The organism is Microvirga sp. HS2, assembly GCF_055792805.1.
In genome coordinates, this window is sequence record NZ_JBVVAJ010000046.1 from 1 (window position 1) to 24520 (window position 24520).

The 24520-nt window shown below is 61.0% G+C and carries 23 protein-coding genes; 6 read left to right on the forward strand and 17 right to left on the reverse strand.

The genetic code is table 11. The features are described from left to right. Positions 1 to 165 precede the first annotated feature (165 nt). From ACS5Q0_RS24615 to ACS5Q0_RS24675, 13 genes are all read right to left on the reverse strand, one after another. Entirely contained in the window at positions 166 to 888 is a 723-nt protein-coding gene (locus ACS5Q0_RS24615; RefSeq protein ID WP_473129289.1) for an alpha/beta hydrolase, read from the reverse strand. Between the two features lie 149 nt (positions 889 to 1037). Further along, positions 1038 to 1805: an amino acid ABC transporter ATP-binding protein gene (locus tag ACS5Q0_RS24620; protein WP_473129290.1), complete on the reverse strand. Its 768-nt coding sequence runs from the start codon at positions 1803 to 1805 to the stop codon at positions 1038 to 1040. A 23-nt stretch (positions 1806 to 1828) separates the two neighbouring features. Beyond that, positions 1829 to 2596 carry an SDR family NAD(P)-dependent oxidoreductase gene (locus tag ACS5Q0_RS24625; protein ID WP_473129291.1) on the reverse strand — a complete coding sequence of 256 codons (768 nt, stop codon included), beginning with the start codon at positions 2594 to 2596 and terminating at the stop codon, positions 1829 to 1831. Next, positions 2583 to 3587 (reverse strand): NAD-dependent epimerase/dehydratase family protein, encoded by a 1005-nt coding sequence (locus ACS5Q0_RS24630; RefSeq protein WP_473129292.1) that lies wholly within the window; start codon positions 3585 to 3587, stop codon positions 2583 to 2585. The genes ACS5Q0_RS24625 and ACS5Q0_RS24630 overlap by 14 nt, the downstream gene beginning before the upstream one ends. A gap of 10 nt (positions 3588 to 3597) precedes the next feature. Next, a complete protein-coding gene (locus ACS5Q0_RS24635) occupies positions 3598 to 4269 on the reverse strand; it encodes an amino acid ABC transporter permease (protein WP_473129293.1) in 672 nt (223 codons plus the stop codon). An 8-nt stretch (positions 4270 to 4277) separates the two neighbouring features. Next, positions 4278 to 4955 carry an amino acid ABC transporter permease gene (locus ACS5Q0_RS24640; protein ID WP_473129294.1) on the reverse strand — a complete coding sequence of 226 codons (678 nt, stop codon included), beginning with the start codon at positions 4953 to 4955 and terminating at the stop codon, positions 4278 to 4280. Positions 4956 to 5017: 62 nt separating this feature from the next. Beyond that, entirely contained in the window at positions 5018 to 5878 is an 861-nt protein-coding gene (locus ACS5Q0_RS24645) for a substrate-binding periplasmic protein (RefSeq protein WP_473129295.1), read from the reverse strand. An 88-nt stretch (positions 5879 to 5966) separates the two neighbouring features. Then, on the reverse strand, positions 5967 to 6878 hold the full coding sequence (locus tag ACS5Q0_RS24650) for a polysaccharide deacetylase family protein (protein WP_473129296.1): 912 nt from the start codon (positions 6876 to 6878) through the stop codon (positions 5967 to 5969). Beyond that, positions 6875 to 7402, reverse strand: a complete 528-nt coding sequence (locus tag ACS5Q0_RS24655; RefSeq protein ID WP_473129297.1) for an ureidoglycolate lyase — start codon at positions 7400 to 7402, stop codon at positions 6875 to 6877. The genes ACS5Q0_RS24650 and ACS5Q0_RS24655 overlap by 4 nt, the downstream gene beginning before the upstream one ends. Further along, positions 7389 to 8078: a GntR family transcriptional regulator gene (locus tag ACS5Q0_RS24660; protein WP_473129298.1), complete on the reverse strand. Its 690-nt coding sequence runs from the start codon at positions 8076 to 8078 to the stop codon at positions 7389 to 7391. Before ACS5Q0_RS24660 ends, ACS5Q0_RS24655 begins: the two co-directional genes overlap by 14 nt. Positions 8079 to 8478: 400 nt before the next feature. Next, entirely contained in the window at positions 8479 to 9744 is a 1266-nt protein-coding gene (locus ACS5Q0_RS24665) for an IS701 family transposase (RefSeq protein ID WP_473129299.1), read from the reverse strand. 441 nt (positions 9745 to 10185) lie between these two features. Then, a complete protein-coding gene (locus ACS5Q0_RS24670) occupies positions 10186 to 10512 on the reverse strand; it encodes a site-specific integrase (protein ID WP_473129300.1) in 327 nt (108 codons plus the stop codon). A 126-nt stretch (positions 10513 to 10638) separates the two neighbouring features. After that, the gene (locus tag ACS5Q0_RS24675) at positions 10639 to 10986 is read right to left on the reverse strand and encodes a hypothetical protein (protein ID WP_473129301.1); all 348 of its coding nucleotides are present in this window, start codon (positions 10984 to 10986) and stop codon (positions 10639 to 10641) included. A 118-nt stretch (positions 10987 to 11104) separates the two neighbouring features. Between ACS5Q0_RS24675 and ACS5Q0_RS24680 the strand changes: the two genes are divergently transcribed. The 3 genes from ACS5Q0_RS24680 to ACS5Q0_RS24690 all read left to right on the forward strand — a co-directional run bounded on the left by ACS5Q0_RS24680 (position 11105) and on the right by ACS5Q0_RS24690 (position 14014). Next, positions 11105 to 11581, forward strand: coding sequence for an antitoxin Xre/MbcA/ParS toxin-binding domain-containing protein (locus ACS5Q0_RS24680; protein WP_473129302.1), 477 nt, complete (start codon positions 11105 to 11107; stop codon positions 11579 to 11581). Between the two features lie 115 nt (positions 11582 to 11696). After that, positions 11697 to 12920, forward strand: coding sequence for a type II toxin-antitoxin system HipA family toxin (locus tag ACS5Q0_RS24685; RefSeq protein WP_473129303.1), 1224 nt, complete (start codon positions 11697 to 11699; stop codon positions 12918 to 12920). Beyond that, a complete protein-coding gene (locus ACS5Q0_RS24690) occupies positions 12917 to 14014 on the forward strand; it encodes an HAD family hydrolase (RefSeq protein WP_473129304.1) in 1098 nt (365 codons plus the stop codon). The genes ACS5Q0_RS24685 and ACS5Q0_RS24690 overlap by 4 nt, the downstream gene beginning before the upstream one ends. Positions 14015 to 14194: 180 nt before the next feature. Here ACS5Q0_RS24690 and ACS5Q0_RS24695 read toward each other — a convergent pair whose 3' ends face one another. Beyond that, positions 14195 to 14587, reverse strand: a complete 393-nt coding sequence (locus ACS5Q0_RS24695; RefSeq protein WP_473129305.1) for an Rv2175c family DNA-binding protein — start codon at positions 14585 to 14587, stop codon at positions 14195 to 14197. Between the two features lie 124 nt (positions 14588 to 14711). After that, the gene (locus ACS5Q0_RS24700; protein ID WP_473129306.1) at positions 14712 to 15437 is read right to left on the reverse strand and encodes a metallophosphoesterase; all 726 of its coding nucleotides are present in this window, start codon (positions 15435 to 15437) and stop codon (positions 14712 to 14714) included. A gap of 833 nt (positions 15438 to 16270) precedes the next feature. On the opposite strand from ACS5Q0_RS24700, the gene ACS5Q0_RS24705 reads away from it, so the two are divergent. Together ACS5Q0_RS24705 and ACS5Q0_RS24710 are read left to right on the forward strand one after the other, a co-directional pair. Beyond that, the gene (locus tag ACS5Q0_RS24705) at positions 16271 to 17254 is read left to right on the forward strand and encodes a P-loop NTPase family protein (RefSeq protein WP_473129307.1); all 984 of its coding nucleotides are present in this window, start codon (positions 16271 to 16273) and stop codon (positions 17252 to 17254) included. Between the two features lie 4 nt (positions 17255 to 17258). Continuing rightward, on the forward strand, positions 17259 to 17774 hold the full coding sequence (locus ACS5Q0_RS24710; RefSeq protein ID WP_473129308.1) for a hypothetical protein: 516 nt from the start codon (positions 17259 to 17261) through the stop codon (positions 17772 to 17774). A 249-nt stretch (positions 17775 to 18023) separates the two neighbouring features. On the opposite strand, the gene ACS5Q0_RS24715 is transcribed toward ACS5Q0_RS24710, so the two are convergent. Continuing rightward, positions 18024 to 20390: a DEAD/DEAH box helicase gene (locus tag ACS5Q0_RS24715; protein ID WP_473129309.1), complete on the reverse strand. Its 2367-nt coding sequence runs from the start codon at positions 20388 to 20390 to the stop codon at positions 18024 to 18026. A 28-nt stretch (positions 20391 to 20418) separates the two neighbouring features. Further along, on the reverse strand, positions 20419 to 21783 hold the full coding sequence (locus tag ACS5Q0_RS24720) for a hypothetical protein (RefSeq protein WP_473129310.1): 1365 nt from the start codon (positions 21781 to 21783) through the stop codon (positions 20419 to 20421). 525 nt (positions 21784 to 22308) lie between these two features. Here ACS5Q0_RS24720 and ACS5Q0_RS24725 point away from each other — a divergent pair. After that, a protein-coding gene (locus ACS5Q0_RS24725) for an IS630 family transposase (protein ID WP_473129311.1) occupies positions 22309 to 23255 on the forward strand; the annotation gives its coding sequence in 2 pieces (ribosomal slippage) (positions 22309 to 22632 and positions 22635 to 23255; 945 coding nt in all). Positions 23256 to 24520: the final 1265 nt, after the last annotated feature.

Below are 24520 nucleotides of genomic sequence, written 5' to 3' on the forward strand. Positions count from 1 at the left end.
ACATCGACCTGACGTAACTTGGCGACGATCTCTTCCGGCTTGTGGCGCTTCCTGGGCATTGTGGTCCTCCTGTCTGCCTCAAGACATACTTCAAGGTGGACCAATTCAATGGGGGTGAATCAGACATGACCCCCTGATGTGCCTCAATCAATGCAAACTGGTTTGTTAAGCACTCTTAGGCTCTTTTGCTTTTGATAAAATGCATTGAGCGATCTGGTTTAATGCAGATGGGTTTGCTTGGACCCAATCAAGAAGCTGGTGAGGAGCGTCTTCGAAATGTAAGACCTCAAGCTTTGTTGTCGCTAGCGCTCGCTGATAGCAATCAATAACGTCAACTGGGATGACGTCATCACGTCCCGCTGAAATGAGCACAGCCTCTCCAGCGAAGTGTCCTAACGACGATAGAACCCGAGCGGATCGATAGCTATTCGGTGTACGGATTACTCTCGTGAAGTTTGAGCCGAATGGAACATCATAGGCGTCCGCCGCATACAATGCAGGGACTGATAGTACCAAGACCTGAGGATTTGTTTGGGCAGCGGCCTCCGCTGCCACGTAACCGCCCATACTGTTACCCATCAGAATAGTTGGGGCGAAGGCTCCCATGTAGTCAATGGCCGCGAGGGTCTCCTGCACCCTCCGGTGGAGGCTCGACCCTTCCAAAGTGCCTGAACTTTCGCCGTGCCCCGAAAAGTCAAAAGAGAAGGTTGCTAGACCGGATCTAGCGAGCACATGAGCTAAGGAGGCTATGCGCAATCGTGATCCGTTTCCGCCTCCGTGAAGATACAGCATAGAGCCGGACGGATCTTTCGGTTTTGTCCAACTGTACCGGAGTTCTTCCCTTCCAGCGCGAAAGCTACCTTCTAGACATTCAGGCCTGTTTTTCAACTTACTATTCTACCGATGCAAAATTTGAGTTACGGAGACCTTCCAAACCTTTGGAGGATTGTTTTAGGTTCTGCTCCTTCAGGAAGCTTTCTCCTGGCTCAGAAACACAACTTGATCTGCCAGATTTCTTGATAGCAAGGCCTGAGCTGCTAGCGATGCAGGATTTGACCGAGGAACTCCCTAGCCCGTTCCGTCTTCGGGTTTTCGAAGAACTGCGCCGGTGGAGCCTCCTCCACGACCTCGCCTCTGTCCATGAACACGATCCGGTCGGCCACCGTGCGGGCGAAGCCCATCTCGTGGGTGACACAGACCATCGTCATGCCCTCGTTCGCCAGGCCGACCATGACGTCCAGCACCTCCTTGATCATCTCTGGGTCGAGCGCCGAGGTCGGCTCGTCGAACAGCATGACGCGAGGCTTCATGCACAGGGCCCTGGCAATGGCAACCCGTTGTTGCTGGCCACCGGAGAGTTGGGTGGGGTACTTGTCCGCTTTATCAGCGATGCGGACACGATCGAGGTAATGGCGAGCCGTTTCCTCTGCCTCCTTGCGTGGCACTTTCCTAATCTTGACGGGGGCGATCGTCAGGTTCTGCAAGACCGTCAGGTGAGGAAACAGGTTGAAGTGCTGGAATACCATCCCGACCTCACGCCGGATGGCGTTGACGTTCTTCACGCTTTTGTCGAGCTCGATGCCGTCGACGACGATGCGCCCCTCCTGGTGCTCCTCCAGGCGGTTGATGCACCGGATCATCGTCGACTTGCCGGATCCCGAGGGACCGCACACCACCACGCGCTCCCTCGCGCCGATCCGCAGGTTGACGTTCCTCAGGGCGTGGAAGTCGCCGTAGTACTTGTTCACGCCGGTCATCTCGATCATCGTCTTCCCCTCGTCACGGCTCGCTCGGCTGTCGCTCATGTCTCATTCCCTTCCCGCACCAGTCATCCGGCCATCCAGCCGCCGTCGACCATGAGGTTCTCGCCCGTGATGTACGTCGCCTCATCGCTGGCCAGGAACAGGGCGGCGCTCGCCACGTCCTCGGGCCGTCCGAGGCGCGGCATGGGCGTCCTCGCGCGCGAGTAGTCCATCCAGCGTGGCTCGACGGCACGCCCCGTCTTCCCGGTCAGGATCTTTCCCGGCGCCACGGCGTTGCAGACGATGCCGCGCTGTGCGTAGTCGACGGCGATCTGGCGCGTCATGTAGACCACGCCTGCCTTCGAGGTGCCGTAGGCGATGTCCTCGGGGCAGGCGATCATGCCGTGCTGGGAGGAGATGTTGACGATCCGTCCCCTGACGTCGTTCACCATGTCCTGCTCAAGCATCCGGCGGACGGCCGCCCGGGAGACGAGGAACGTCCCTGTCAGGTTGATACCCGTCGCCCGGTTCCAGTCGGCGAGGCTCGTCTCATGCAGGGGGGTCCCGATGCCGACGGCGGCATTGTTGACCAGCACGTCGATGCGCCCGAAGTGCGAGACGACGGCATCGACGGCCCGCTGGGCGTCCTCCTCACTGGAGATGTCCGTCTGCACGAAGTGGCATTCGTGTCCTTCGAGAAGCTTCCGGGTGGGCGTGCCGCCCTCACGGACCTGCTCGGTGACGTCGGCGAGCACGAGCCGGGCGCCTTCCTTCGCGAACCGCAGCGCGATGGCCCGGCCGATGCCGGACGAGGCCCCGGTGACCAGAATGGCCTTCCCCTCAAGACGTCCCATTGCCGATCCTCCCTGTCCCGGAACGGTGCTGTCCGCCCAGGAAACCCATCATGTCCGTGGCCGCGTCCTCCAGGCTTCGGGACGAGCACGGCCCGATCTCGGAACGGAGCCGCTCCACCGCCAGCGGTGCCCGGTCCCGGGGCAGCCCATACGTGACAGTCGCGGCCTCTCCCGCCTCGGCGATGCGCCACGAGAACCCAGGGAATCGCGGCGCGAGGTGACGGCACCAACCCGCAACGTCGGTCATCCGCGAGCCGCCGACGTTGTAGACGGGGTGGGCGAGCGCATCCTTCAGCGTGAGCGCGGCCAGCGCCTCGCCTGCGTCCCGGGAATAGAGCCAGTCGGCCGTCATGGCGCGTGGCAGCACGGCCGTCCGTCCCGCGAGGGCCGCGTCCAGGACCTGCCGATGAGGGCTGAGGTTGTCCCGCAGTCCCGTCGCGTATTCCCACGGCCCGAATACGGGGCCGAGGCGGACCACGTGGACGGTCCGCCCCATGAGGGTGGCAAGGCGCAGCGCGCCCTGCTCGGCGGCTACCTTGGAAATTCCGTAGAGCGCTGCCGGGGCAAGGGTGGAGGACACCTCGTCGTAGGCCCCGCCGGGGCCGGGATCGGCGAAGCCGTAGACGGCGACCGAGCTCAGGACGATGATCCGCCTCATGAACGGCATCCCGAGCGCCTCGCCGACGACGTGCATGGTGCCAGACGTGTTGACGTCGAAGATGCGGGCCGCTTCCCGCCGCTCCCGGTCGGCATCGGGCGTGATCGCGGCGGCATGTACCACGCGATCGATCCCGAACTCAGCCAGTACGGCCCGGACCGATGCCGGGTCCGTCACGTCTCCGCGGGCGAAGGTCGCGCCGCCAAGTCGGTCGCGGAATGCGTCGGGCGGTGCGGCCGATGCCAGGAGGACCACTCCCTCGCCCCGGCGGCGGAGTGCCTCGGCGAGGGCCAGTCCCACGAAGCCCGTGCCCCCGGTGATCAAGGTCGTCATTGGATCCTCCCTACCTTGACGCCAGAATGCGGCGCTCGAGCCGGCCGACGTAGCGGGATGCGGGCCAGAGCAGGACGAAGAAGATGGCGGCGGCGGCCATGAGCGGTGTCGGGTTGTAGGTCTGCTCCTGCGCCACGCGGGCGGAGCGGAGCAGCTCCGGCAGGGCCACGAGGGAGGCGATGGATGTTGTCTTCACCAGTTCGAGCGAGTTGCTCGCGAGCGGCGCCAGTACGTTCCGGATCGCCTGCGGGAGGATGATGAAGGTCACCGTCTGGATGGGGTTGAAGCCGAGTGCGTTAGCGGCCTCGCGCTGTCCCTTGGGAACCGACAGGATGCCTGCCCGGAAGATCTCCCCGAAGTAGCCCGAGTTGTTGAGCACCAGTGCGAGCACGACCGCGGCGAACCCGCCGAGGTTCAGCCCAAGGAAGGGGAGGCTGTAGAAGATCAGGATCAGCAGGACGAGGACGGGGAAGGACCGCAGCACGTCGATATAGACGATGAGGAAGGCGTTGAGCGGTCGGTTCCCGAAGCTGTAGAGGACGCCGATCAGGAGGCCTGCCGCGATGGCGAGCGGCAGCGAGACGAGCGTGATCAGGAAGGTGAGTTCGAGACCCTGGATCAGCAGCGGGTAGACCTGCTGGAGGGAGTCGAGGTTCGCGAAGTTCTCGATGAAGAGTTCCATGTTGCGCCTCAGTGTCCGTGACCGTGTCCGTAACGATGCTCGATCCAGCGGCTGGCCACGACGAGCGGGATGAAGAACGTCAGGTAGAAGGCTGCCGCGAGGGTGAGGGGTGACGGGTTCGCCACGATGGCCGTCACGCTCTGCGCCTGGCCCAGCGCCTCGGGCAGGGAGACAGCCGTGCCCAGCGCCGTGCCCTTGCTGATGGCGATAGCCCTGTTGGTGAGCAGCGGGATCGCGAGCCGGACCGCTTGGGGCAGGATGATCGAGAAGAGCGTGCGGAAGAACCCGAACCCGAGGGCGCTGGCCGCATCCCACTGCCCGCGCGGCAGCGCCATGATCGCGGCGTAGAAGATCTCCGAGGCGAACGCGGACAGCACGGCGCCCAGGGCGAGGACGGTCGTCATGAAGGGCGACAGGTTGACGCCCGCATAGGGGAGGCCGAAATAGATGAAGATGATGACGACGAGCTGCGGGAGCGTCCTGAAGACGTCGACGTAGGCGACGATGAAGGCGTTGAGCGCCTTCACGTTCATGACCCGCAGGATGGCGAGCACGAGGCCGAGCGAGATCCCGACCGCGATGACGAGGAGGGAGACGGCGACCGTTACGCCGAATCCGTCGAGGACCTTGGGGAATGCCTCCTCAATAACCTTGGCGTTCAGGTAGTTTTCGATGAGTCTTTCCATGGCCCCGCCTACTTGTCCGGTCTGCGGCCCGCACCGTAGCGCGGGCCGCGAGAAGCATCAGGTCACTTGCACTCGGGCACGTGAGGGGTCGGCTCGAAGCCCTTGAAGCCGGGCGCGCCGTAGCCGACGTAGACGGCATCGATGGACGACCCGGCATCCGGGGCGGAGCCGTACCACTTCTCGTGGAGCTTGCGCATCGTGCCGTCGAGCTTCAGGCACTCGATCACGCCTTCCACCTTGTTGCGGTACTCCCCGCTCTCGTTGCGAAAGGCGTAGCCGAAGTTCCTGCCGTTGAAGTCTTTGAAGGCCACCTTAATCGCCTTGTTCTTGCTGGCAGCGTACACCGTCGTCGGGATCTCGTTGATCGCCGCGAAGGCGCGATTGGTGATGACGGCCTGCACGGTGTCCGGGAATGTATCGTAGCGCTGCACCTCGAAGCTGTACTTCTCGGCATTGTCGGTGGCCCATGTGTCGGAGAGCGTGCCGCGGTTGACCGCGATCGCCTTGCCCTTGAGCTCCGCGTATCCCTTCATCTCGGCGTTCGCCTTGACCAGGAACCCGTTGCCCGTCGCGAAGATCGGCTCGCTGAAGAGCATGCGCTCGGAGCGTTCCGCCGTGATATTCATCGGGTTGACCGTGAACTCGATCTTCTTCGCGAAGAGGGCAGGGAACAGCCCGGAGAAGTTGATGTCGATGATCTCGACGGAAGGACGTCCGAGGCGCTTGCCGATCTCCCTGACGAGGTCGGCCCCAAATCCTTCGGCCCCGGAGGCGCCGCGGATCATCCAGGGAGCGACGCCGAAGTCGGTCCCGACGACGAGGGGCTTGTCGGAGGGGTGGTCGGCCTCCTGGGCCAGGGCGGGTCCGGCGACAAGGGCACCGACGATCACGGCTGCCCCGAAACGACTGATCTTGCTGAACATTGATCTACTCCTCTGGTTTTTGGCTTCGATGCTGTCTTGCGTTGCGGCCCCGACGGGCCGATGGCTGTGGCCCCGTCTCCCCGGGCGTTCATCGCTCCTTTGGCTCGTGGTTGGCGATCCAGTGACGCGCGATCTCCGAGCGCTGGCAGACCCAGACGCCTTCGTGCTTCGCGACGTGGTCGAGGAAACGTTCGAGTCCCGCGGCCCTCCCGGGATGGCCGACGAGGCGCAGGTGCAGCCCGACCGACATCATTTTCGGGGAGGTCGCCCCCTCCCGGTACAGGAAGTCGAAGCTGTCCCGCAGGTAATGGAAGAGGTCGTCCGCCGTCGCCATGCCGCCGCGGATGAACTTGGCGTCGTTGTTGACGAGTCCGTAGGGGATGACGAGGTGCTGTTTCCCACCGACGGTCGTCCAGTACGGCAGCTCGTCGTTGTAGGCGTCGGAGTCGTAGAGGAAGCCTCCTTCCTCGACGACGAGGCGGCGCGTGTTCAGGCCGGCCCCGTAGCGGCAGTACCAGCCGAGCGGCCTGTTGCCGAGAGTCCTGGTCATGCTCTCGACCGTACGGCGGATGCGCTCCCTTTCCTCGTCCTCGGACAGGTGCTGGTGGCGCTCCCACTTCCAGCCGTGGGCGCAGGCGTCGAAGCCCGCATCGCGGATCGCGGCGCAGACCTCGGGATTGCGCTCGAGGGCGAGGCCGCAGCCGAAGATGGTCGCCGTCATGCGGCGCTCCTGGAGGAGGCGGGCGATCCGCCAGAAGCCGATGCGACTGCCGTATTCGAACATGGACTCCGCCGCGAGGTCCCGCCCCTCGAAGCCGCCGCCACCTTCCGTTAGCCCCGTCTCGGTGAAGCCGTCCCCGTCCAGGACGGAAGGCTCCCCGCCTTCCTCATAGTTGATGCAGAGGTTCAGGGCGAGCCGCGCCTCCCCGGGCCAGCGGGGATGGGGCGGGTTCGCCCCGTATCCTACGAAATCCCGGTCGAGGTGCGTGGATGACGTCATGATGAAGGACTCCATGTCTGCGGTGCGTCGATGACCACGGGCCGTTCCACGTCCAGGAACACGTCGTCGTCGCCCTGGCCTGCCAGGTTCATGACCACGGCGAACTCAGCGCCGGGTTCGAGGACGGTCAGCCCGTGGTGCCACACGTTGCGGGCGTAGGTGACGCCTTGCCCGCCGCTCGCCAGGAATGCCTCCAGGGTCTCGAGGTCCGGCGACCCGTCCGCCTTGGAGCGGCAGACGACGACGAGGTAGCGCAGCGGCGACCGGGGAATGAACGTCTGGGCGGAATGGGGATGGCGTTCCAGTTTGTCCAAGACCACCGGGAACGTGCTGACCTTCGCCGGGCGGGTGAGCCAGAGGGTCGGCTTGACGTCCTTGGCGCCTGGAGAGCGCTCGAAGGCCTCGTGGACGTAGTGGCGGGTTCCTTCGCCGCGATGCTCAACGACCGTGCCGAAGGGGGCGAAGGCAGCCTGCTCGAGCGGCCGGGGCCTCAGGGTGCGTATGGCGGGGTCATTGTCCGGCATTGCGCGCTCCGAAACCGAATGCCACCAGGTAGCTGTCGCGGATGTTGTCGAGATGCTCCGTCATGGCCCTGCGCGCGGCATCGCGGTCCCCTGCGATCAGGGCATCCACGATGGCGGTGTGCTCACGGATCGCCTGTGCGTCGCGCCCCGGGACGCGCTCGATGTTCGACATGCGGATGCGGTGCCTCGCGTCCTGGATGAAGCCGCTCAGGGAGCGGTTCCCGCAATGCTCGGCAACGAGGTCGTGCACCTCGTCACCGGCAAGCCACACGGAGGTGGGGCTTTGCCCGTCACCGGTCCCGGCGATGCGGGCCTTGAGGCGGTCGAGGACGGCGACGGGAATCTTGCCGACCGCAAGGGCCGCAGCCTCCGGCTCGAGGAGGCGCCTGACCACGAGAAGTTCGAGGACCTCGCCAGACCCGATCTCGCGGACCACCATCGCCCCGTTGGTCAGCCTGACAACGTAGCCTTCCCCGTGGAGCCTGCTCAACGCCGACCGCATGGGCGTGCGCGACACGCTGATCGCCTCGGCCAGCCGGCGCTCGTCAAGGACGGAACCAGCGGGAAGCTCGCGTTCCCTGATCCACTGGAGAAGCGTGTCGTAGGCGCGTTCCGTCGCCGTTTGCTCTCCGGATGCCGCAGGCGGCTTCGATTGCGCTTGTGTGGCGTTACGCATTTAGTGTTCCTTTGGTATACCCAATAAATCCCCAGAGCATCCCCGCGTCAAGGCGTTATCGCCACAGGGGGATCATACCTTTGGATTACTTGGATTTCGGGCAGTAGACGCCGTGCTCGCATGAGCACGCGCGAACATGACCGTGTGGATGAGGCACCGATGTGCCCTTCGTTCCTGATGACTCCAGTCATCGGACGTCGTCTGCTGTAAGATTATCGCCGTCATCTGAAAGATCGTGAGTTCTCACAAGGACCATGGCTGCCGCGTCGCGACCTCGCACTGGGCGTGGCACACAGTGACGATTCCTCACTAACACTACTTTGGCACTTTCATGAGTGAGCCAAGGGTGAAGCGAGCCCGGCAGATCGGACATCGCAGGCGCATGGCGTGCGTCAGATGATCAAGCAGCCGGCGCCGGATGGCCGGTAAGCTGGGTTGAGGTGGCGGCCCGCTGCCTATTCTTTTTTCCCCCTTTGGCTGCCCGCAGCCGTAGATGCTGCAGGAACAGGTAGGCGATCAGCGTCAGCAGCGCATGCCGATGCAAGCCCCGCCACGAGCGGCCCTCGAAGTGATCGAGCCCGAGCTCCTCTTTCAACTGCTGATGCGCCTGCTCGCACACCCAGCGCGCCTTGATGAGCGATGCCAGCTGCTTCAGAGGCGTGTCGGGCGGCAGATTGGAGAGATAGTACTTGCGCTCGCCTGACGCGCGGTGTTCGCCCACCAGCCAGACCTCCTCGCCGGGCAGATGCTGAGTGGCCTGCCTGCCCAGCTGAACCGCCGGTCCATCGGCGACCCGCACACGCGCCGCGGCAAATCGTGCTTGCAGCGGACCCTTGGTGCCGCGCCGCCACGTGGTCCGACGCCAACAGGCCTTCGCCAGCACGATCTCGGCTGCCACTGACTTCTGATCCGGGATCAGCGTCTTGCGCGGGCGTCCGCGCGTTGTGGCCGAGGCGATCATCTGCACATCAGCGGGATAGACCTTCTGGATGCGAACTGTTCCGACCGCCCACCACAGGCCTAGAGCGGTGAGCGACCGGCGGAAGGACCCGCTGACGCCATAGCCGGCATCGGCCAGCACCGCCCCGAATCTCACACCCGCTTGCATGACCCGCTGGAGTTCCGCCAAGGCGATCTCGGGTTTGGAGCGCTCCACCCAGAATGCCTCGGGCACACCGGCGTGCTTGAGGCGTTCCGGATCCTTGATCCAGGCGTCGGGCAGGAACAGGCGCAAGATGATCGGGGCTGGCACCTCATCTTTGGCGAGCGGGAGTGAGACCAGGCTCTGACAATTGGCGTTCTTGCCCACCACCCCGGCATACTGGGGACCCACCCCAACCGAGTGAGTGCCCTTCTTGAGCAGGGCGGTGTCATCGATCACCAGGACGGCGTCAGGCCCGCCGACAAGTCGGTTGGCCTGGGCCAGGAGCTCGGCTTCGAGTGGCGCCTCGTCCCATGGCCCCACGGTGACGAAGTGATGGAGTTGGTCGTAGTCGGCCGGCGCCACCCGAGCCGCGATCGGTTGCAGGCTCTTGCGCTCACCAGGCCCAATCAGGCCGGCCACATAGAGCGGGCACATGCGCCGACGGGCCGGATGCCGGAGGGGTGTGAGGAAAGGCTCGAGCCAGGACTGAAGTTCGTGTTCCCACGCCACTGAGGTGCTCATGACGACCTGCCGCAGACAATCCTTCAGGAAGAAAGGTCAATGGCGCTCGCCCAGTTCCTCAAACCTGCCAAAGTAGTGCTAAACAGTGTCTGGAAAAGAGCAATAGATGGTCCTTTGTGAGCTAAGCTCTAGGTGAAACCTTGACCCGTTGCGAGGCTGGGGAGCGCGCAAGGTTTGTGCAATAAACCTCGGCGGCATTATAAACCAAACACAGCGATCCTGGAGATGAGATCGATGTCTCGGATCTTGGTTCGACGCATTTCGCGCCCAACCGCCTGAACAGAAGCACCGGCGGTGCGAGAGAGCGGCAATAGTCGAAGGTGAGGCAAATCCGCCTTACGCCAACCATCGTCGCAAGCAGATGCCAGCAATGATCCTCATTTTGGAACGCCTTAGCCATGCCCGTCATAGTAGTGATGCTTGCTACCGCCGACCACGAGGTCAGAACCTCGCGCAAAGCCATAGTTCCCAAGGAAAATCTGTCTTTGGTTTATAATGCCGGCGTATAATCAGGAACCTGTGTAAGCCGCGTGCCACCGTGATCCTGCGGGCGATGGTGGATCCGGCATAGCCGCGCTGATCGAGCGTTGCGATGTAGTCGCGGATCTGCTCCAAGCCGACCTCGTCCAGGCCAAGGCTGTTCTCAGCGAGCCAGGCAAGGTAGCACTTGAGATCGTCAGTGTAGGTTGCAATGGTGCCCGCCGAGGCTCCGAGTTCCGTTGCCAGGGCGTCGAGCCAGAGCTGGGCCAGCCGCTGATTGGTGCGCATGCGATCCTCCCGTGAGGGGGGACCCTGCCACAGCCCCGGTTGCCAACCTCTTGTCAAAAATCCGCAAGCCAACCACCTGCTGTGGCCCGAATTCTCGGCCGATCACGGGAACCAAAATAACCTGCCTTACACCGTCAGGGTCTTCAGCTTGTTTCGGCGGTTCGGATCCAGCTTCAGCGGGAGCACGGTCACAATCTTCTGCTCTCGTCGCTGGTAGACAATTCTCACCTTCGGGGATGCTGCCAGATTGCGGCGTGTCAGCCTGGCGATGACCATGACCCTGGGGTGGGGGGCCCAGTAAGGACTCGCAAAAGCAGCTCGGTACTTGAACTCGATCCGATCAACCAGATCAATCAAGGAGGCGGGATCATAATCGTCGAGATTGTAGCGCTCGCGGAATCGCCGGAGTGCGTGGATCGTCCAGTGGCGTTCGATCGCCGCCATGATGTCCTGATGAGACTTGGTGAGGGTCATAACCGCTCGACAGAGAACCCCGTAGCCATGATCAGGATTATGTTTCACGTCAGCACAATTGCAAACGTGTCCTCCGACAGAATTGGCCGTAATCGAACGTGATGCTAGACTCTCGTCTATGACACAGATAGCCGACGAGATCCGCACCCTCATTGCTGATCTGTACGATGATTCTGAGGAGTTCCTGAAGACGCCGCACCAGTGGTTCGGCGGGCGTTCGCCGGACGAGCTCATGGCGACGGAGGCGGGCCAGTTCGTGCTCCTGAAGTTTCTTCGCGGAGGAGACCACATGCCACCCATTGAACCGGATCGAGACTTCAAGCCCTACACGACCGCATGCGCCGATGACTGCATTGACCAGACGATCGCCCGTCTCGAGGAGCAAATTGAGCAACTCAGGGCTCTCAAGGGATCTGGTCCGGAGATCGCTACCGTCATCGGAAGGGCACGGAAGATTTATGGCGACGAGGGCTTGCTGTGGCTCCTTGAGTATAACCAGGTCCTGCAGACGACACCTTTGGATCTCGTGCTCCAAGGTAAGGCCGAGCGTGTCCTAGCGCAGCTTGGACGGATTGAGCATGGTACCTACGCATAAGCACAGAGACGTCGACTGTGGTAGACAGTCCTGAGTAGATTGCAGCGTTCGGGCTCCCAAAGTGCTCACCGTAGCGTCTGCCATCGAGCGACAGCCCAAGTAATTGGAATCTTTGATGTGGCATATCACTCCCTCCGGTCGCCTGGATGTACTCGCTGTCTTCAGGTACGTCGATGGTCGCTATGTGCCGGCCGGTGACCTGACGTTCCATGGGCACGACATTCTGCGCCCCGGCGCATTCCAATATGCTCAAAGCTATCTTGAGGCTGACGGTGCCAGCCCGATCGATCCCATCGGTCTCCCGCTGGCGCATCACCGCTTCCTCGGCGTTCCCGAGGTGCCCCTTGCTTGCCTTGATGCCGGACCGGAAGGCTGGGGCCGAACCGTGCTGTCCGCGGCTTTTGAGGCGTCCACCTTTGGTGCGGGCGAACTCCTGGCAGCCGGCACAACGGCTCGAGCGGGAGACCTTGCCTTTGGCGCATCAGCGCAAGCAGGGCCAGGGACCTATTATCCGGATCAAGCACTTTGTCCCGCAAGCCCAGATGCGAGTTTCGACCTCGAAGCTCTGATGACAGCCGCGATCGCTGCGGACGAGGGCAGTGCGACGCAGGAACAGCTAGCCCTGCTCGTCAGAGCCAGTGCCGATGTGGGAGGAGCCCGCCCAAAGGTCAGATGGCGCGACGGGGAGGGGGAATGGATTGCGAAGTTCTCAACCTGGGGTGACAAGTTCGACGATCCCCGCATCGAGGCCGTCTGTCTGGACGTCGCTGAAGTCGCGGGTCTTCCGGTCCCCGAGCGTCAGCTCATGACCTTCTCGGGCAAAACCGTTCTGCTCGTGCGGCGCTTCGACCGGTCGGATGACGGCAGACCTTACTCGTACCTGAGCATGGGCACGCTGCTTCAGGAGCCGCCAGGCAGCTATGGCACATCGAAAACCTACACGGACATGGCAGCGGTGGCCCGCTCGATCGGCGTCCGGGATCCGGAGGAGCAAATGTTCCGCCGGCTGCTGGTCAATGCCTCCCTGCACAACACCGATGATCATCTGCGCAACCATGCTGTGATCAACAGGGGTGCGGGATGGGAACTCTCACCCGTGTTCGACGTGGTGCCTTATCTTGGACGGAAGCGGCACGTCTGCGCGCCTGGAGCTGGGTTCAGCGCTGACTGTGACCCAGAGGCGGCATTCGCTTCCTATGCGGCTTTCGGGCTGACACGCGAGCAAGCCGAGGGCATCCTGGATGATGTCAGAGCGGCCATGAGGCGCCTCCCCGTGCTTTATGAGCAGCGCGAGGTGTGCCGCGCCGACCGCGAGTTCCTGAGGATGCTGGAGACATGATGACCAAGATCCGCGCTGTGTGCTTCGATGCCTTCGGAACCCTGGTCGAGATCACCGACAGGCGCCGGCCGTTCCAGGCGGTGCTGCAGGGAGGGGTGAAGACGATTACGGCTAGGGAGGTCCTGACGCGGCCGCTCAGTCTGCGGGAGGTTGCCGCGAGGGTCGGTCATGAGCTTGAGGAGCGCGGCCTGGCGGATTTTGAAGCGGACCTGCAGGCTGAGTGTGCCTCTGTCCGGCTGCGGCCCGGGATCGCTGAAATCTGGCAAACTCTGCGGGAGCGAGGCCTGCGCATCGGCATCTGCTCGAACCTGGCACTCCCCTATGGAGCACCGCTTGTCTCCGCCCTGCCGGGTACTCCGGATGCCATGATCCTCTCCTACGAGGTGGGGCTGGTGAAACCGGATCCGGCCATCTTCCGTCTGGTCTACGACCGGCTGGGGCTCCAGCCGGCGGAGATCCTGTTCGTCGGCGATACCCCATCGGCCGATATCGACGGGCCACAGGCGATTGGCATGCCGGCGATGCTCATCTCAGAGTTCGAAGCATACACCAAGCGCGACGTTCATAGGATCGGAGAGCTCTCCGCAGACATCATCGCGGCAATCCAATTCGCGGAAGATGGCGCTAGATCTCAGGATCTGTCGCGCGGCAATGCCGGAGATGTCCACGTCATCCATGGTTCTGGCCTCGGGCCGTTGATCAGTGTTGAGGAGGGCAAAGCGCGCCTGGAGGAGATCACGGTCGATGATGACTCGACAGACTGGGCGGCATCGGAGCTCCTCGGAACTGACGGCATGGCAGCGAGGCTTGGCGTCTCGATCGCAACTCTCGACGACTGGAGGGACAGAGGCAAAGCCATTGCCTTCCGGAACGAAGCCAAGGGGTTCGTCTACCCGGCGCGCCAGTTTGATCGCTCCCGCCCGATTGACGGCCTCGACCTGGTTGCCGGGTATTTTCCCTCCCCAGAGGAGGCATGGGAGTGGCTGGTCACGCCCAACCTGTACACCGGGAGCACCGCACCCATCGACCGACTGCGGTCAAAATACCTTGAGGAGGTCATCCGCGCGGCGGAAGGCGCCCTCGACTTCCAATGAAAAGCGCACAACGGAGGTGAGAGTATCGACTCCCCGCCTGGGGCATAGCTGTCGTTTGCAATATGGCTGAAGTATCTCTCCACAGCATCAAGCTTGCCCTGCTTCACCAGTTCTTCAACCGTAGAATTGCCGGAGCTCGGAAACGCGTTGCTCTTGTCCCAACCAGTCGAGGGAACAGGGTCACTCTGCTCCTTGAGCTCGTGCGACATCGATCACGTCGTCGATGCGCCCTTCACTGAGGGCCTCCAGAGGGGACATCCCTTCAAGCGCATCGTCCGGAACCAGGAGCCATTCGAGCCGCATCCAGTCGTTGCGCATGGGCATGGCCTCCAGGACGACGGCGAGGCCTTCGACGATCGCATCGGATGTGAACTGACATGCCGGGTAGCCGTATACACCACCGCTTCGGACCGCGATCAGCCCTCCTGCTTTGTGTCGATCCTCGATGGCTTCCTCGGAAACGTTGAGGAGGGATGCAACCTGCGGAAGCGGGTACAGGCCACCAGCCATCTCGACCAATTCCGTCTTTCGAGCGAGCCCGCCAGCGATGAGGGTCTGGATCTCGGCCACCATTGCTTTAACCTCACAGGCTAGTGCCATCAAGGAAAGAGGGTCCGGATGACCTGGCAGATCCGGCCCCCTGTGGCTACCCTCGAACCGAATTAGGGGAGTTCGTCTCCCACACAGCCAATATAACCTACTCGGTCAATTCGACAACCTTGAGCCCAACGCGCCGCCGGGTGTGGGACATTGGATAATCCAGAGGATTGCAGACAACGCGCATCTTATGATCCCCCGCTGGCATCAGGTAGTCGAACGGGGCGTGCACATGTCCATGTATCCAGAGCTTGGTATTCGGAAAACGACCCGGGTCAATGTTGTTTACGAAGAAGGTGTTCAGGAAATCTCCCTGGAACTCGGCTTCGACAGACTGGAGGAAGGGAGCATGATGTGTGACGATCACATCCGCCTTCGCCTGTTCGAGGAAGGTCACGTGGTCCTGGTTGAGTGCGTTCCACTTCCATGCCGCGCAGTCGCGGATGTTCGCAAAGTCGGGGAACCGCGATGTCGAGAGCATGCCGAGCTCATCCATATGGGTCCAGAGCGTCGCAATGGCGAACCGAATGCCGTTGATCACGACGACCTCACCAGTGTCGTATGGGAACTCGGCACCGTAATAGTCGTGATTGCCATTCACATGGATGACAGGCAAACCCAATTGATCCTCGATCTTTGTGAGCACTTGGTGACGGATCTCAGGATCGGGATGCGTGTCACCGGCGATCACCAGGACATCGGCATCGATCTCACGGGGAAGCGAGAGGCTGCCATAGACATGGAACATCCCTTCTGGCATCCCCAGAGGGGATGGATCCTTGCGGTGCTCAAGGTGAAGATCGGAGATTAACGCAATCTTGGTCAAAGGTAGGTCCTGGGCTGAAGCCGTGCTCCCATATCATGAGAGACCGTTCGGAACAGCTATCCTCCAGGCCGACAGACTTCTTTTCAAAAGGGCCGTTATCAGAAATTCTGCTGGCAGCGTTGAAACATACTTTTATAATCGAATTCAGGTAGTAGATCGATCAGCCTGAAAAATACTACGACTCTTCATAGGACGCAGCGCTATGGTCAGCAAGCGTCGGCAGATTTTTGAGATCCAACGCACAGCGAACAAGGCAATTGAAGTCTTGGAAGGCTGACTTCACCGCCATCAGCGTTGTGCTTGCTAAGTGCGGGACAACTCAAGTCCGAGCCGTTCATCAGCTTGCGTTCGGTGACCGCATCGGACAGGCAAAGGCGATCGTCTTATCATCCATAGAATTGCGTGCTCGGGCCAAAAGATGTCCCTTGGCAAGGGCATCTGCGATGCCGGTCGCACACCACATTCACACGGGCTGATACGCCACGCGCCCGATGAATCACACGATGCTTGGTCAAGGTAAACAATCAGTCTTTGTCCGAGGCGTTCCTTGAATGTCGCGACGCGCCATCATCAATCGTGGTGCTGATGGCTTCTATGGAGAGAGGGAGAAGATCCCGGAAGTTACAATTCCAAGAGATCGCAAGAGTAGCAGACGGCTGAAGGACAAGACGAGACAAATCCCAAAAAGGACAATCGGCGCTTCGCGCTAAGCTGAACCAGAGCGCTTCGGCTCCAGGAAAGTCTGACACCGTCGCCTTCCGCAACAGGCTGGTTCTCATCACAGCAGCACCAGCTCACACTCCCATCAACCCTCTCCTCGAAAGACACACTTCATGTCGACAGACTCCCTCGCTCATGACGAGGCTTTGCACGAACTCATCGCCCAAACCGGAAAGCGCCTCATCGGCCAGGATGCCGCTATCACGGCCTTTGCGACAGAGATCTCCCGGCATCTCGCTCTCAGCCCGCTGCAACGCAGGCCGGGCATTTACCTCGTTGCTGGCCCGAATGGCGACGACAATCATCTCGGACTGCCTGCGGGCCTTGCCGCCTGCCTCAAGAGTGGCGGCGGACTGTATGAATTGGCCGCCAGCACTGGAGAAGATCTGGACCATATTTTCGCACCCATCTCCGGCGGCACCGAAGTCCGTTCTCTTCTGCGCACGGCGAAGGATAACTCGAACCCTGTGTTCGTCCTTCAGGATGTCGACAAGGCTCATCCCAACCTCGTCAAGACCCTCATAGACGCCTGGAGCTACGGATTCGTGGACGATGGATCTGGTGAAAGGATCTCCCTGGCCGAGGCGATCTTCGTTCTGACGACCGAGCTGGCCCAGGACCAAATCGGAGAGATCGCCCGCACCGACCCGGATCCGGCCCGCTTGCATGTCGAGTGTCTCAAGGCTCTCGTCGATGCCGGCTTTCCAGCCTCGCTCCTCAGACACGTCGACTTCGCCTTCGGCCTGAAGCGGCTCACGTCCGGCGAACTGATGCGTGCCTATTACGAGCGCCTTGCCGCTCTGGTGGCTTCTCATGGGCTGGTTCTGGAGGAGGGCGGGCTTGACGCGCGCATTCTTCTCCATGCCATAGACCCGACGGCTGAGCCCACCGTCCCGGATCTCATGTTGCCGTGGGATAACCTTTCCGATCGCTTGGCGCAAATCAAAGCAGCCGGCGCTGGTACCGTCAGGCTCATCCTGGATGAGGAGGTCATCCGTATCCTGCCGACCGAAAGAGGAACGCCGCAGTGGCTGATAGACGCGTTCGTCGCTGCCAATCGGGATCTCTCGGCTGACGGGGAGCCCAAGGATGAGTGAGAGCATGAGCGATCACGAACTGACCGTTGAGGCGCGGCTCGAGGCGCATGCGCTGATCGATCGCCTGACGAGGGAGGGACAGACCTTCGGCCGTGACGATGCCCGGCGCTTAATCGCTCTGATCCCGGTCACGCCGCGGCGGCGCTTCTCGTTCACGGGCCTGTTCCAGGGCCGTGGGCCTGGCTTTCGCGGCCGAGCGGCGGGAATCGGCGATGTGGAGCTGGACGGCGAGGGCAGGCAAAAGCAGGTGACCTGGAACGCTCCCCCGGTTCACCGGATCGGCGGCTACCTGGTTACTCATACGCCAGGGCAGGTTGTGATCGACCTCTTGTGGATCGCGACCCGGGAGGATGCGTCCGGGCAGAGCTGCCAGCTCCTTTATGAGGCCGAGACGGGCGAGCCGAAAGCGATGGAGATTTCCGTTCAGCGAACACTCACGCTACTGTTCGTGCGCTTGGCCTACATTTCCTATGTACCGTGGAAGACGCCGGACACTACGACGGCTCATCATCCTCGTTAGTGCTCGCCAGCGGCAGGCCTGATTTTAACAGGCCTGCCGCATGGTGGCGTACACGATGTTATGTAGTCAGCGGAAGCCTATCTGACGGTAGTTCATGCGGTGGGGTCGAAGAACGGGTCGGCCTGATGTTGCCTGTCGGCGGGGAGTTCCAGATTCTGCAATAGAGAAGAAGCTGAACTCAAAACGACCATTCACACAATCATGATCTTGGTATAACCCAATCCTTCTATAGTTTTGCTGGTTCTATTTTTACGATTTGTTTCGTCTGATGAAAAGCCTGAGATCTTTACTATCCGCTGGCTCAATGTGTGTCGCTTCATCAAGCCACTCTGATGGAATCAGCCTGACCGGCCACCCGGCATTTTTGAGTTGTTCAATTTCAGATGTCTCATCGAGTGCTGCGAATCCCCCGACGGGGTAGATCATTGCGCAATATTGCCCGTGCCGATTCTTGACGCAGAGCGCTCGCCCGAATTGATCAATAGTGACAAGCTCGTCGATGGCTTCGGATATTAGGCGTCCCTTGTACGGCTTGCCGGCATAGGCCCGAGATCCCTTCTGCGCATTTCTGATTAAGATACGCAATGCCTCAATCCCAGCATTGGCCGTCGGGGGCCATTGAGTGTAGTTGAATGAGGCGAACAGCTCCGTACGGCATCGGGAGCGGGTCATCATCACGTTGGCTCGTTTGTCACCGCTCGGTGTCGAGATCGGTCCCAGATTCGGATGCAGTTCGCCGCTCGCTGTCCGGCCGTAGGTCAGTGAGACAAGAATGATGTCCCGCTCCTCACCCTGAACGTCAGAGATTGTTTTGACAAACAACGGTTCGTCAGCCGGAAGGGTATCGATTTCGGGGCAGTCCTGCAGCAACGATGTAATCAGCCGCCGTTGCGGCTCGTTCATTGTGATGATGCCGATGGATTTCGGCCAATCTCTGGCCACCATAGGCTTGTTTTCGGTGTCGCGGATACAGCGCCGCACGGCTTCGACAACCTGCTTCGCTTCCTCAAGATTCACTCGAGAGATAGGATCGTAGATTCCGCTGACGGCATGGAACTTCACGCCGTAGTATTCGTCCGGCAGCGGCGATGGTACGAGCCGCAGGCGATTGCGGTAAAAGAGACGGTTTGAGGCCTCGATCAGAGCGGGGTGGCGCGACCGGTAATGATACTCGAGCATCCTTGTCGGGAACGAGGCTCGTTCAGCCGCCGTTAGAAGGCTTGTCATCTCAGCGTCACCTTTGCGTGGATCCATCCAGAGCGGCACATCTGGTGGCATCTGCTGGCTGTCGCCACAGACAACAAGCTGCCTTGAAGCGGCGATTGCAGCAGCGGCCGACGACAGTGGCATTTGGGAGGCCTCATCGACGACGAGGATATCAAAGGTCCATTCATCTGGAACACAGAGCGCGAAGGCCTCTGGAGAGGTCAAAATGGCCTTTGGCCGCCTATGCTCGGGGCACGACCGGAGCATGTTGATGATGCCAGCTGTTTCCGGCACGCCAAGCACTTCCGCAACCTTTGTTCGATTCAAGCCCTCTCCCTGCAGCATGAGAACTTGGGAGGCCTCCGGAGACGACCGCAGATGCTTCCATATTGCCTCGATCGCATTCATCTTCTCCGCCATGACCAGGACCGACTTGCCATCATGGATCGCGTTGGCGATCACATTCACGATGGTCTGGGACTTCCCGGTTCCAGGGGGTCCCTGGACGACGAGCTCAGGGCAGCCGGAACGCGTGTCCGTGATGATGCTGTCTTGGAAGGAGTCGGCCCTGACCCGATGCAGATTTTGTCCCCCGCTAAGTGCCCGGTGGGTTTCGAGCACCTGTGGCCGGATGAGTTGTGCCGCAGCTTCATCACCGCGGCTGGCGAGGACAAGGCGGGTAAGCGTGGCATGGTTCAGGAGACTCGGATTGCGGTGGGGGTCGAGCCGCGACGCCATCAGCCGACGGGTCTGATTGAAGGATCCCACGACAAGCCGATCCTCGTAGCCAGCGATCTTGGGATGAATGTCGGCTTCTGGACCTTCTGGAAGGACGTCCGGCACCTCGTCTTTGGGAATCCCAAGGCGGGCAAGGAGTGTCTCGTTGAGTTCGGGTGCAGCCCCAGTGGACCTGACTCGGATCCTCTCATGAGAGATATCCAGCTCGATCGACTGGAGATAGAGCGGGGCAAAGCAATAGGTCTCGTCAGCTTCGTCCCAGGCAACAATGCCGAGGCCGAGGTTAAGGGCCGATAGGCCCTGCTGATCCCGCAGCTTCCGATCCTCTGCAGCAATCTCTTCTAAGATCGAGCGTGTTTCTGCTAGAGGAATTTCTGTCTTGAGCTCCTCTCCGATCTGCAGGCTCTGCATGGACGCGAGAGCCGCTTGGGCAGCATAGGCCGAGCCCTCCAACGGCAGAATCCGCCTGGAGCCGCTTCGTGGGAGGGTCGTCAGCGGGGTCTGGTCAGACGCATGGAAGACCGAAGTCTGCATGGCCTCAAGATGAGCAGAGATGTCAGGATACGGCATGGCAGATTTACTTTTGAGATAAGGCAGGCAAGTCTGCCGCGCGGACACAAATAAGCCTGCCGCGCGGACACAAATTCCGATGCGCCCCGACAGCGGTTTCACATTATACTCGAGGAAAAAGCTTGGCGATCTACATCAGCTTGTGGCGGAGCTTGTCGGGACTCTGCCATGCTGAGACCCTCTTGAGGGGATCGTCGAAAGGCGAGTAGGCCACCAGCACATCCGGATCGCGCTCAGGGTGTGCCCATAGCAGAATTTCCCGGCGGGAAAGGTGTTCCGGCCATTGGAGCGCATTGACGATCCTGACATAAACATCGCGAAGCGTGGGTCTCCAACTCTCACGGGCATTGTCAGTCGGGTAACCTTCGGCGAGTGCGGTCTCAGTCTGGTAGTCAAACTCGGCGAGCTCAATTCGGACCTTCGTCAATTCGCATCCACTCTGAAGCTCAGCACTGAGCGACGCCGCACGACACATGCGCAGGTTGACCCAGTTCCATGCCTCCCGGCGTAGACTTTCTTCTATGATGTCTATCCCACTATATCCCTTTGTATACTCTCTGGGTCCTCTATACACGCGGTTCAGGTATTCCCTGGCCTTATCTTCGGGCCAATCCTTACGTAGTTGGGGGTCCTGAGAGGTGGCCCTAATCCATGCAAACAAGGTATCGTCCGAGAGTTCCAGTAGGTTGGCGGCCGCCGGAAGTCTGTGGGTTTCGGCAAAGTATGGATACAGAGCCAAAAGCACTTCCGGCATCGTTGTGGGATCGCATGGGTTTGACAGATCGTAGGGAAGAGGGAGACCCTGGCGCATCTGGGCGGCTTTGGTGATTTCATTGACTCGACGCTCATAATCGACGAACGCGTCTTCCCGAGCCGCCTTCTGCTTGCGTTGCGCTTCCTCGCACGCCAGTGCCCTGTCAGGTCCTTGATAGGCGTCGAATTTCGGCGCGACCCTCTTGGGCGGTGCCGGTTCGGGCTGGGGCAGACAGTTGTCATTCGCGGGCAAGCCACCGCTTTTCGGCAAGAAGACCGCAGCGGTCTGAGGAAGCACTTCCCGAGTTGGCAGGATTGGCATCTGCTCGGTCGTTAGCACAGGTGCGGGGACGGTCACCCGTGCGCGCCCAGACGACCTGGGGCCACTGCGCCCACCAGCCTTTGCGCGCGACCTGCGTGGGGGCGGGGGATCGCTGGGAAGATTTTTCCTCGGCCGTCCACGGGGGCGCTTGGCAGGAACCTCGTTCGAGTTCCAAGGACCCGGCGACACTGCCTTCGCCAGGCCAGGATCATACTGCCCGGTTGCGTCGAGGCAGCGCTCGATCCGGCGGCACTCATGAAGCAGGCTGGTTTGCCATGCTCGGATGCCCGCGACGTTCTTCTCATAAACGGCCCTGGCTGCTTTGATTTCAAGCTCGGTCTTATCGGCAAGACGCCGCAGGCGCCGCATGCGGGCGCTCGGGCGCTCCTTGCCCCACAGATAGTCTTCTTTTCTGGCCATCGAACCCCGAACCCGATTCGTCTCTTCTTGGAGGGTTGGACCCTCGTTCCTACGCTGTGAATATTATACCGGATGGGTCTGAGCGCGGTCAATTTTTCCCACTCAATCGCGAGCGGAACCAGCGCCCGCGGGGGCGTCCGCAATGATCAAGCTCGCGCATTGTCATCAGGCATAAGGTGAAAATCTGCGGGTAGCCTTCGACTTTCACGAACGCCAATCCTGGAGAAATCCCGCAATTTCCTCGCCACGGTGCGTGGTGGCAATATCTGAGCCACAGGAGATTACCACCTCTTTCACCGCCACGATCTAAGAGGGGGGCTTGGAGAAGGCCGTGCAAGGCGGGCTCAATACCTCAAACTATATGCAGGATGGCTCAGCAAGGTCCCTGCGGAGGCCCAGAAGAGGCTTCTGAGCATTCCAGGAGGTCTCGCCATGGCTGAGCGGTTGGGCTAGACCAGTTTGGGGTTGAACGGAATCGTGGGATCTGACTCGATAGTGGTGGGGGCGTGAGCAATGAGGCTCGCCATGACCGCACCACTCTCTCAGGATCTTCGCCGGCGCATTGCCCGGGCTGTTGCCAACGGTAGCTCGATCCGCCAAGCGGCCACGCGTTACGAGGTCAGCCCGTCGGCGGCCGTGAAATTGATGCAGCGGGTGCGCAAGACCGGCTCTCTCGCCCCTGATCGGGTGGGCGGGCATCGCCGTCCGGTACTCGAGCCGCATGAGGATCTCCTCCATAGCCTGGGCGCCGCGAAGTCTGGCATCACGCTCTCCGAGATCCAGGTTGAGTTGAAAGCCCGTGGGATCGTGGTGGCGGCTCTCTCCACTATCCTGCTGACCCTGCGCCGGCTCGGCCTGCGGCACAAAAAAAGTCGCTCCGGGCGGCCGAGCAGGACCGGCCGGATGTAGCGCGCGAGCGTCAGCGCTGGCGTGTGTGGCAGCGCTACATGGACAGCACCCGCTTTGTGTTCCTGGATGAGACAGGCACCACCACCACGATGACGCGCCGCTATGGCTGGGCTCCCAAGGGCGAGCGCGTGGTCGATGCCACGCCGTGGGGGCACTGGAAGGTCACGACCTTCGTGGCCGGCCTGCGCGCCAGCGGTCTCATCGCCCCGATGGTGCTCGACGGCCCGATGACCGGTGAGGTGTTCCGCGCCTATGTCGAGCAGGTGCTGATCCCGGAACTCTCGCCCGGTGATGTGGTGGTGCTCGACAACCTGGCGGCCCACAAGGTCGCGGGCATCCGGGAGATGATCCAGGCGGCAGGAGCGAGTCTGCTGTACCTGCCGCCGTACTCGCCGGACCTGAACCCGATCGAGCAGGTGTTTGCGAAACTCAAAGCACTGCTGCGCAAGGCCGCGGCGCGGACAAAAGAAACTCTCTGGGCCACCATTGGCGAACTGCTCGATGAGTTCTCGCCCGAGGAGTGCCAGAACTATCTCACCAACAGCGGTTATGAACTCGTGTAAGTCGAAAATGCTCTAGCGGCGGGCTCAATACTGTAAATTTTGTGGGTCGGGTTCCCAGGGCTCAACACCTCAGTTCCGACGCAGCAACTTTGTTGCACAAAAGATAGGAATGTTTGCAGGTCGAGTCCAAGGCTTAATACCTCAATTTTTGTGTATTAAAGTTACACTGTGTCTTTCCGCCCAATGCCTTGGGACGACGGACGCCCACCTTGGGTGTCGGAGTCGGCCTTGAGTTTGAGCTCAGTAGCAGCCTTTGACCCAGCTGCCGTGTAGCCCACTGCGTCGAGGTGAAGATGGGACCGGAGCCTCACGGCAGCTATAAGCCAGCAGGCATGAGGTGGAAATCTGCGGGCCGCCTTTGATTTTCACGGGACCGCTTTTGGAGGCAGTTGGCGATCGTGGCCCCATGTTAGGATCTTGGGAAATATGCGAGCCGCAGAGATTTTCACCAGCGATGGCTTCGTAGCCTTTGACGGGGATCCGAAGGGCAAGATCAGAGCGAGGCTCAATACCGCAGTCTGCCCGCAGAATGGGTCCGCAAGGGCCCTGCGGAGGCCAAGGAGCGGCTTTGGCGGGTTCCGGGAGCTTCGGGGATGGACGGTGTGATCGGGGCACCTGTGGGCTCAATACCGCAGTTGCGACGCACAACTATTATTTCGTGTCGCTTGAGATCAGTACTGTAGTTTTTGTGCACCGAGATCCGGGCTCAATACTGTAGATCCGACCCATAAACGTTGTAACGTGATGTTTTTAGGAATATTTAACGACGAGGGTCGAGGGCTCAATACCGCAGTTTTTGTGCAAGAATTTAATCCAGGGCGCCCGAGCCAGTTTCCTCGACTGCTATGGCACCTGCAGCCGGCGCCAGGGCACGCCAACATAGCGCGGGTAGCACGCCTGATCCAGCTCACGCGGGACCTTCTTGGTCGCAGGGGGGAGCCCGACGTATGGGCGCTTTTTCCAATCCAGCCCGCAGGCGCACGCCGGAAATTGAGGCGCGAAAAATCAACGAAACTCATCGCTTTTCGCTCGCGGCGGCATAGTGCTGGCAGCTGCATTTCGGTAAATTCTTGGGCCTGCGAGCTCGTATTTGTCGCGCCTCAAAACGTGATTAAATACGGCCGCTTCGGGGACTCGATCATATCGTCAATCACGGTGCCAAGGCGCTCGATGAGGCGGCCAGACTTGGTTGAGATGCACCGGTCGTGCGCGATTATTTTCACCTCCAGAGTTGCTACTCTGCACGTCCTCAAAGCGCGGTGGCA

What these genes read in the sequence shown, in the direction of transcription:
- ACS5Q0_RS24635 (WP_473129293.1), bottom strand. Translation starts at nt 4,269, where the DNA reads ATGGAACTCTTCATCGAGAACTTCGCGAACCTCGACTCCCTCCAGCAG.
- ACS5Q0_RS24620 (WP_473129290.1), bottom strand. Translation starts at nt 1,805, where the DNA reads ATGAGCGACAGCCGAGCGAGCCGTGACGAGGGGAAGACGATGATCGAG.
- ACS5Q0_RS24710 (WP_473129308.1), top strand. Translation starts at nt 17,259, where the DNA reads ATGAGCGATCACGAACTGACCGTTGAGGCGCGGCTCGAGGCGCATGCG.
- ACS5Q0_RS24690 (WP_473129304.1), top strand. Translation starts at nt 12,917, where the DNA reads ATGATGACCAAGATCCGCGCTGTGTGCTTCGATGCCTTCGGAACCCTG.
- ACS5Q0_RS24705 (WP_473129307.1), top strand. Translation starts at nt 16,271, where the DNA reads ATGTCGACAGACTCCCTCGCTCATGACGAGGCTTTGCACGAACTCATC.
- ACS5Q0_RS24680 (WP_473129302.1), top strand. Translation starts at nt 11,105, where the DNA reads ATGACACAGATAGCCGACGAGATCCGCACCCTCATTGCTGATCTGTAC.
- ACS5Q0_RS24630 (WP_473129292.1), bottom strand. Translation starts at nt 3,587, where the DNA reads ATGACGACCTTGATCACCGGGGGCACGGGCTTCGTGGGACTGGCCCTC.
- ACS5Q0_RS24685 (WP_473129303.1), top strand. Translation starts at nt 11,697, where the DNA reads ATGTGGCATATCACTCCCTCCGGTCGCCTGGATGTACTCGCTGTCTTC.
- ACS5Q0_RS24660 (WP_473129298.1), bottom strand. Translation starts at nt 8,078, where the DNA reads ATGCGTAACGCCACACAAGCGCAATCGAAGCCGCCTGCGGCATCCGGA.
- ACS5Q0_RS24665 (WP_473129299.1), bottom strand. Translation starts at nt 9,744, where the DNA reads ATGAGCACCTCAGTGGCGTGGGAACACGAACTTCAGTCCTGGCTCGAG.
- ACS5Q0_RS24645 (WP_473129295.1), bottom strand. Translation starts at nt 5,878, where the DNA reads ATGTTCAGCAAGATCAGTCGTTTCGGGGCAGCCGTGATCGTCGGTGCC.
- ACS5Q0_RS24625 (WP_473129291.1), bottom strand. Translation starts at nt 2,596, where the DNA reads ATGGGACGTCTTGAGGGGAAGGCCATTCTGGTCACCGGGGCCTCGTCC.
- ACS5Q0_RS24640 (WP_473129294.1), bottom strand. Translation starts at nt 4,955, where the DNA reads ATGGAAAGACTCATCGAAAACTACCTGAACGCCAAGGTTATTGAGGAG.
- ACS5Q0_RS24675 (WP_473129301.1), bottom strand. Translation starts at nt 10,986, where the DNA reads ATGACCCTCACCAAGTCTCATCAGGACATCATGGCGGCGATCGAACGC.
- ACS5Q0_RS24695 (WP_473129305.1), bottom strand. Translation starts at nt 14,587, where the DNA reads ATGGTGGCCGAGATCCAGACCCTCATCGCTGGCGGGCTCGCTCGAAAG.
- ACS5Q0_RS24670 (WP_473129300.1), bottom strand. Translation starts at nt 10,512, where the DNA reads ATGCGCACCAATCAGCGGCTGGCCCAGCTCTGGCTCGACGCCCTGGCA.
- ACS5Q0_RS24650 (WP_473129296.1), bottom strand. Translation starts at nt 6,878, where the DNA reads ATGACGTCATCCACGCACCTCGACCGGGATTTCGTAGGATACGGGGCG.
- ACS5Q0_RS24655 (WP_473129297.1), bottom strand. Translation starts at nt 7,402, where the DNA reads ATGCCGGACAATGACCCCGCCATACGCACCCTGAGGCCCCGGCCGCTC.
- ACS5Q0_RS24720 (WP_473129310.1), bottom strand. Translation starts at nt 21,783, where the DNA reads ATGGCCAGAAAAGAAGACTATCTGTGGGGCAAGGAGCGCCCGAGCGCC.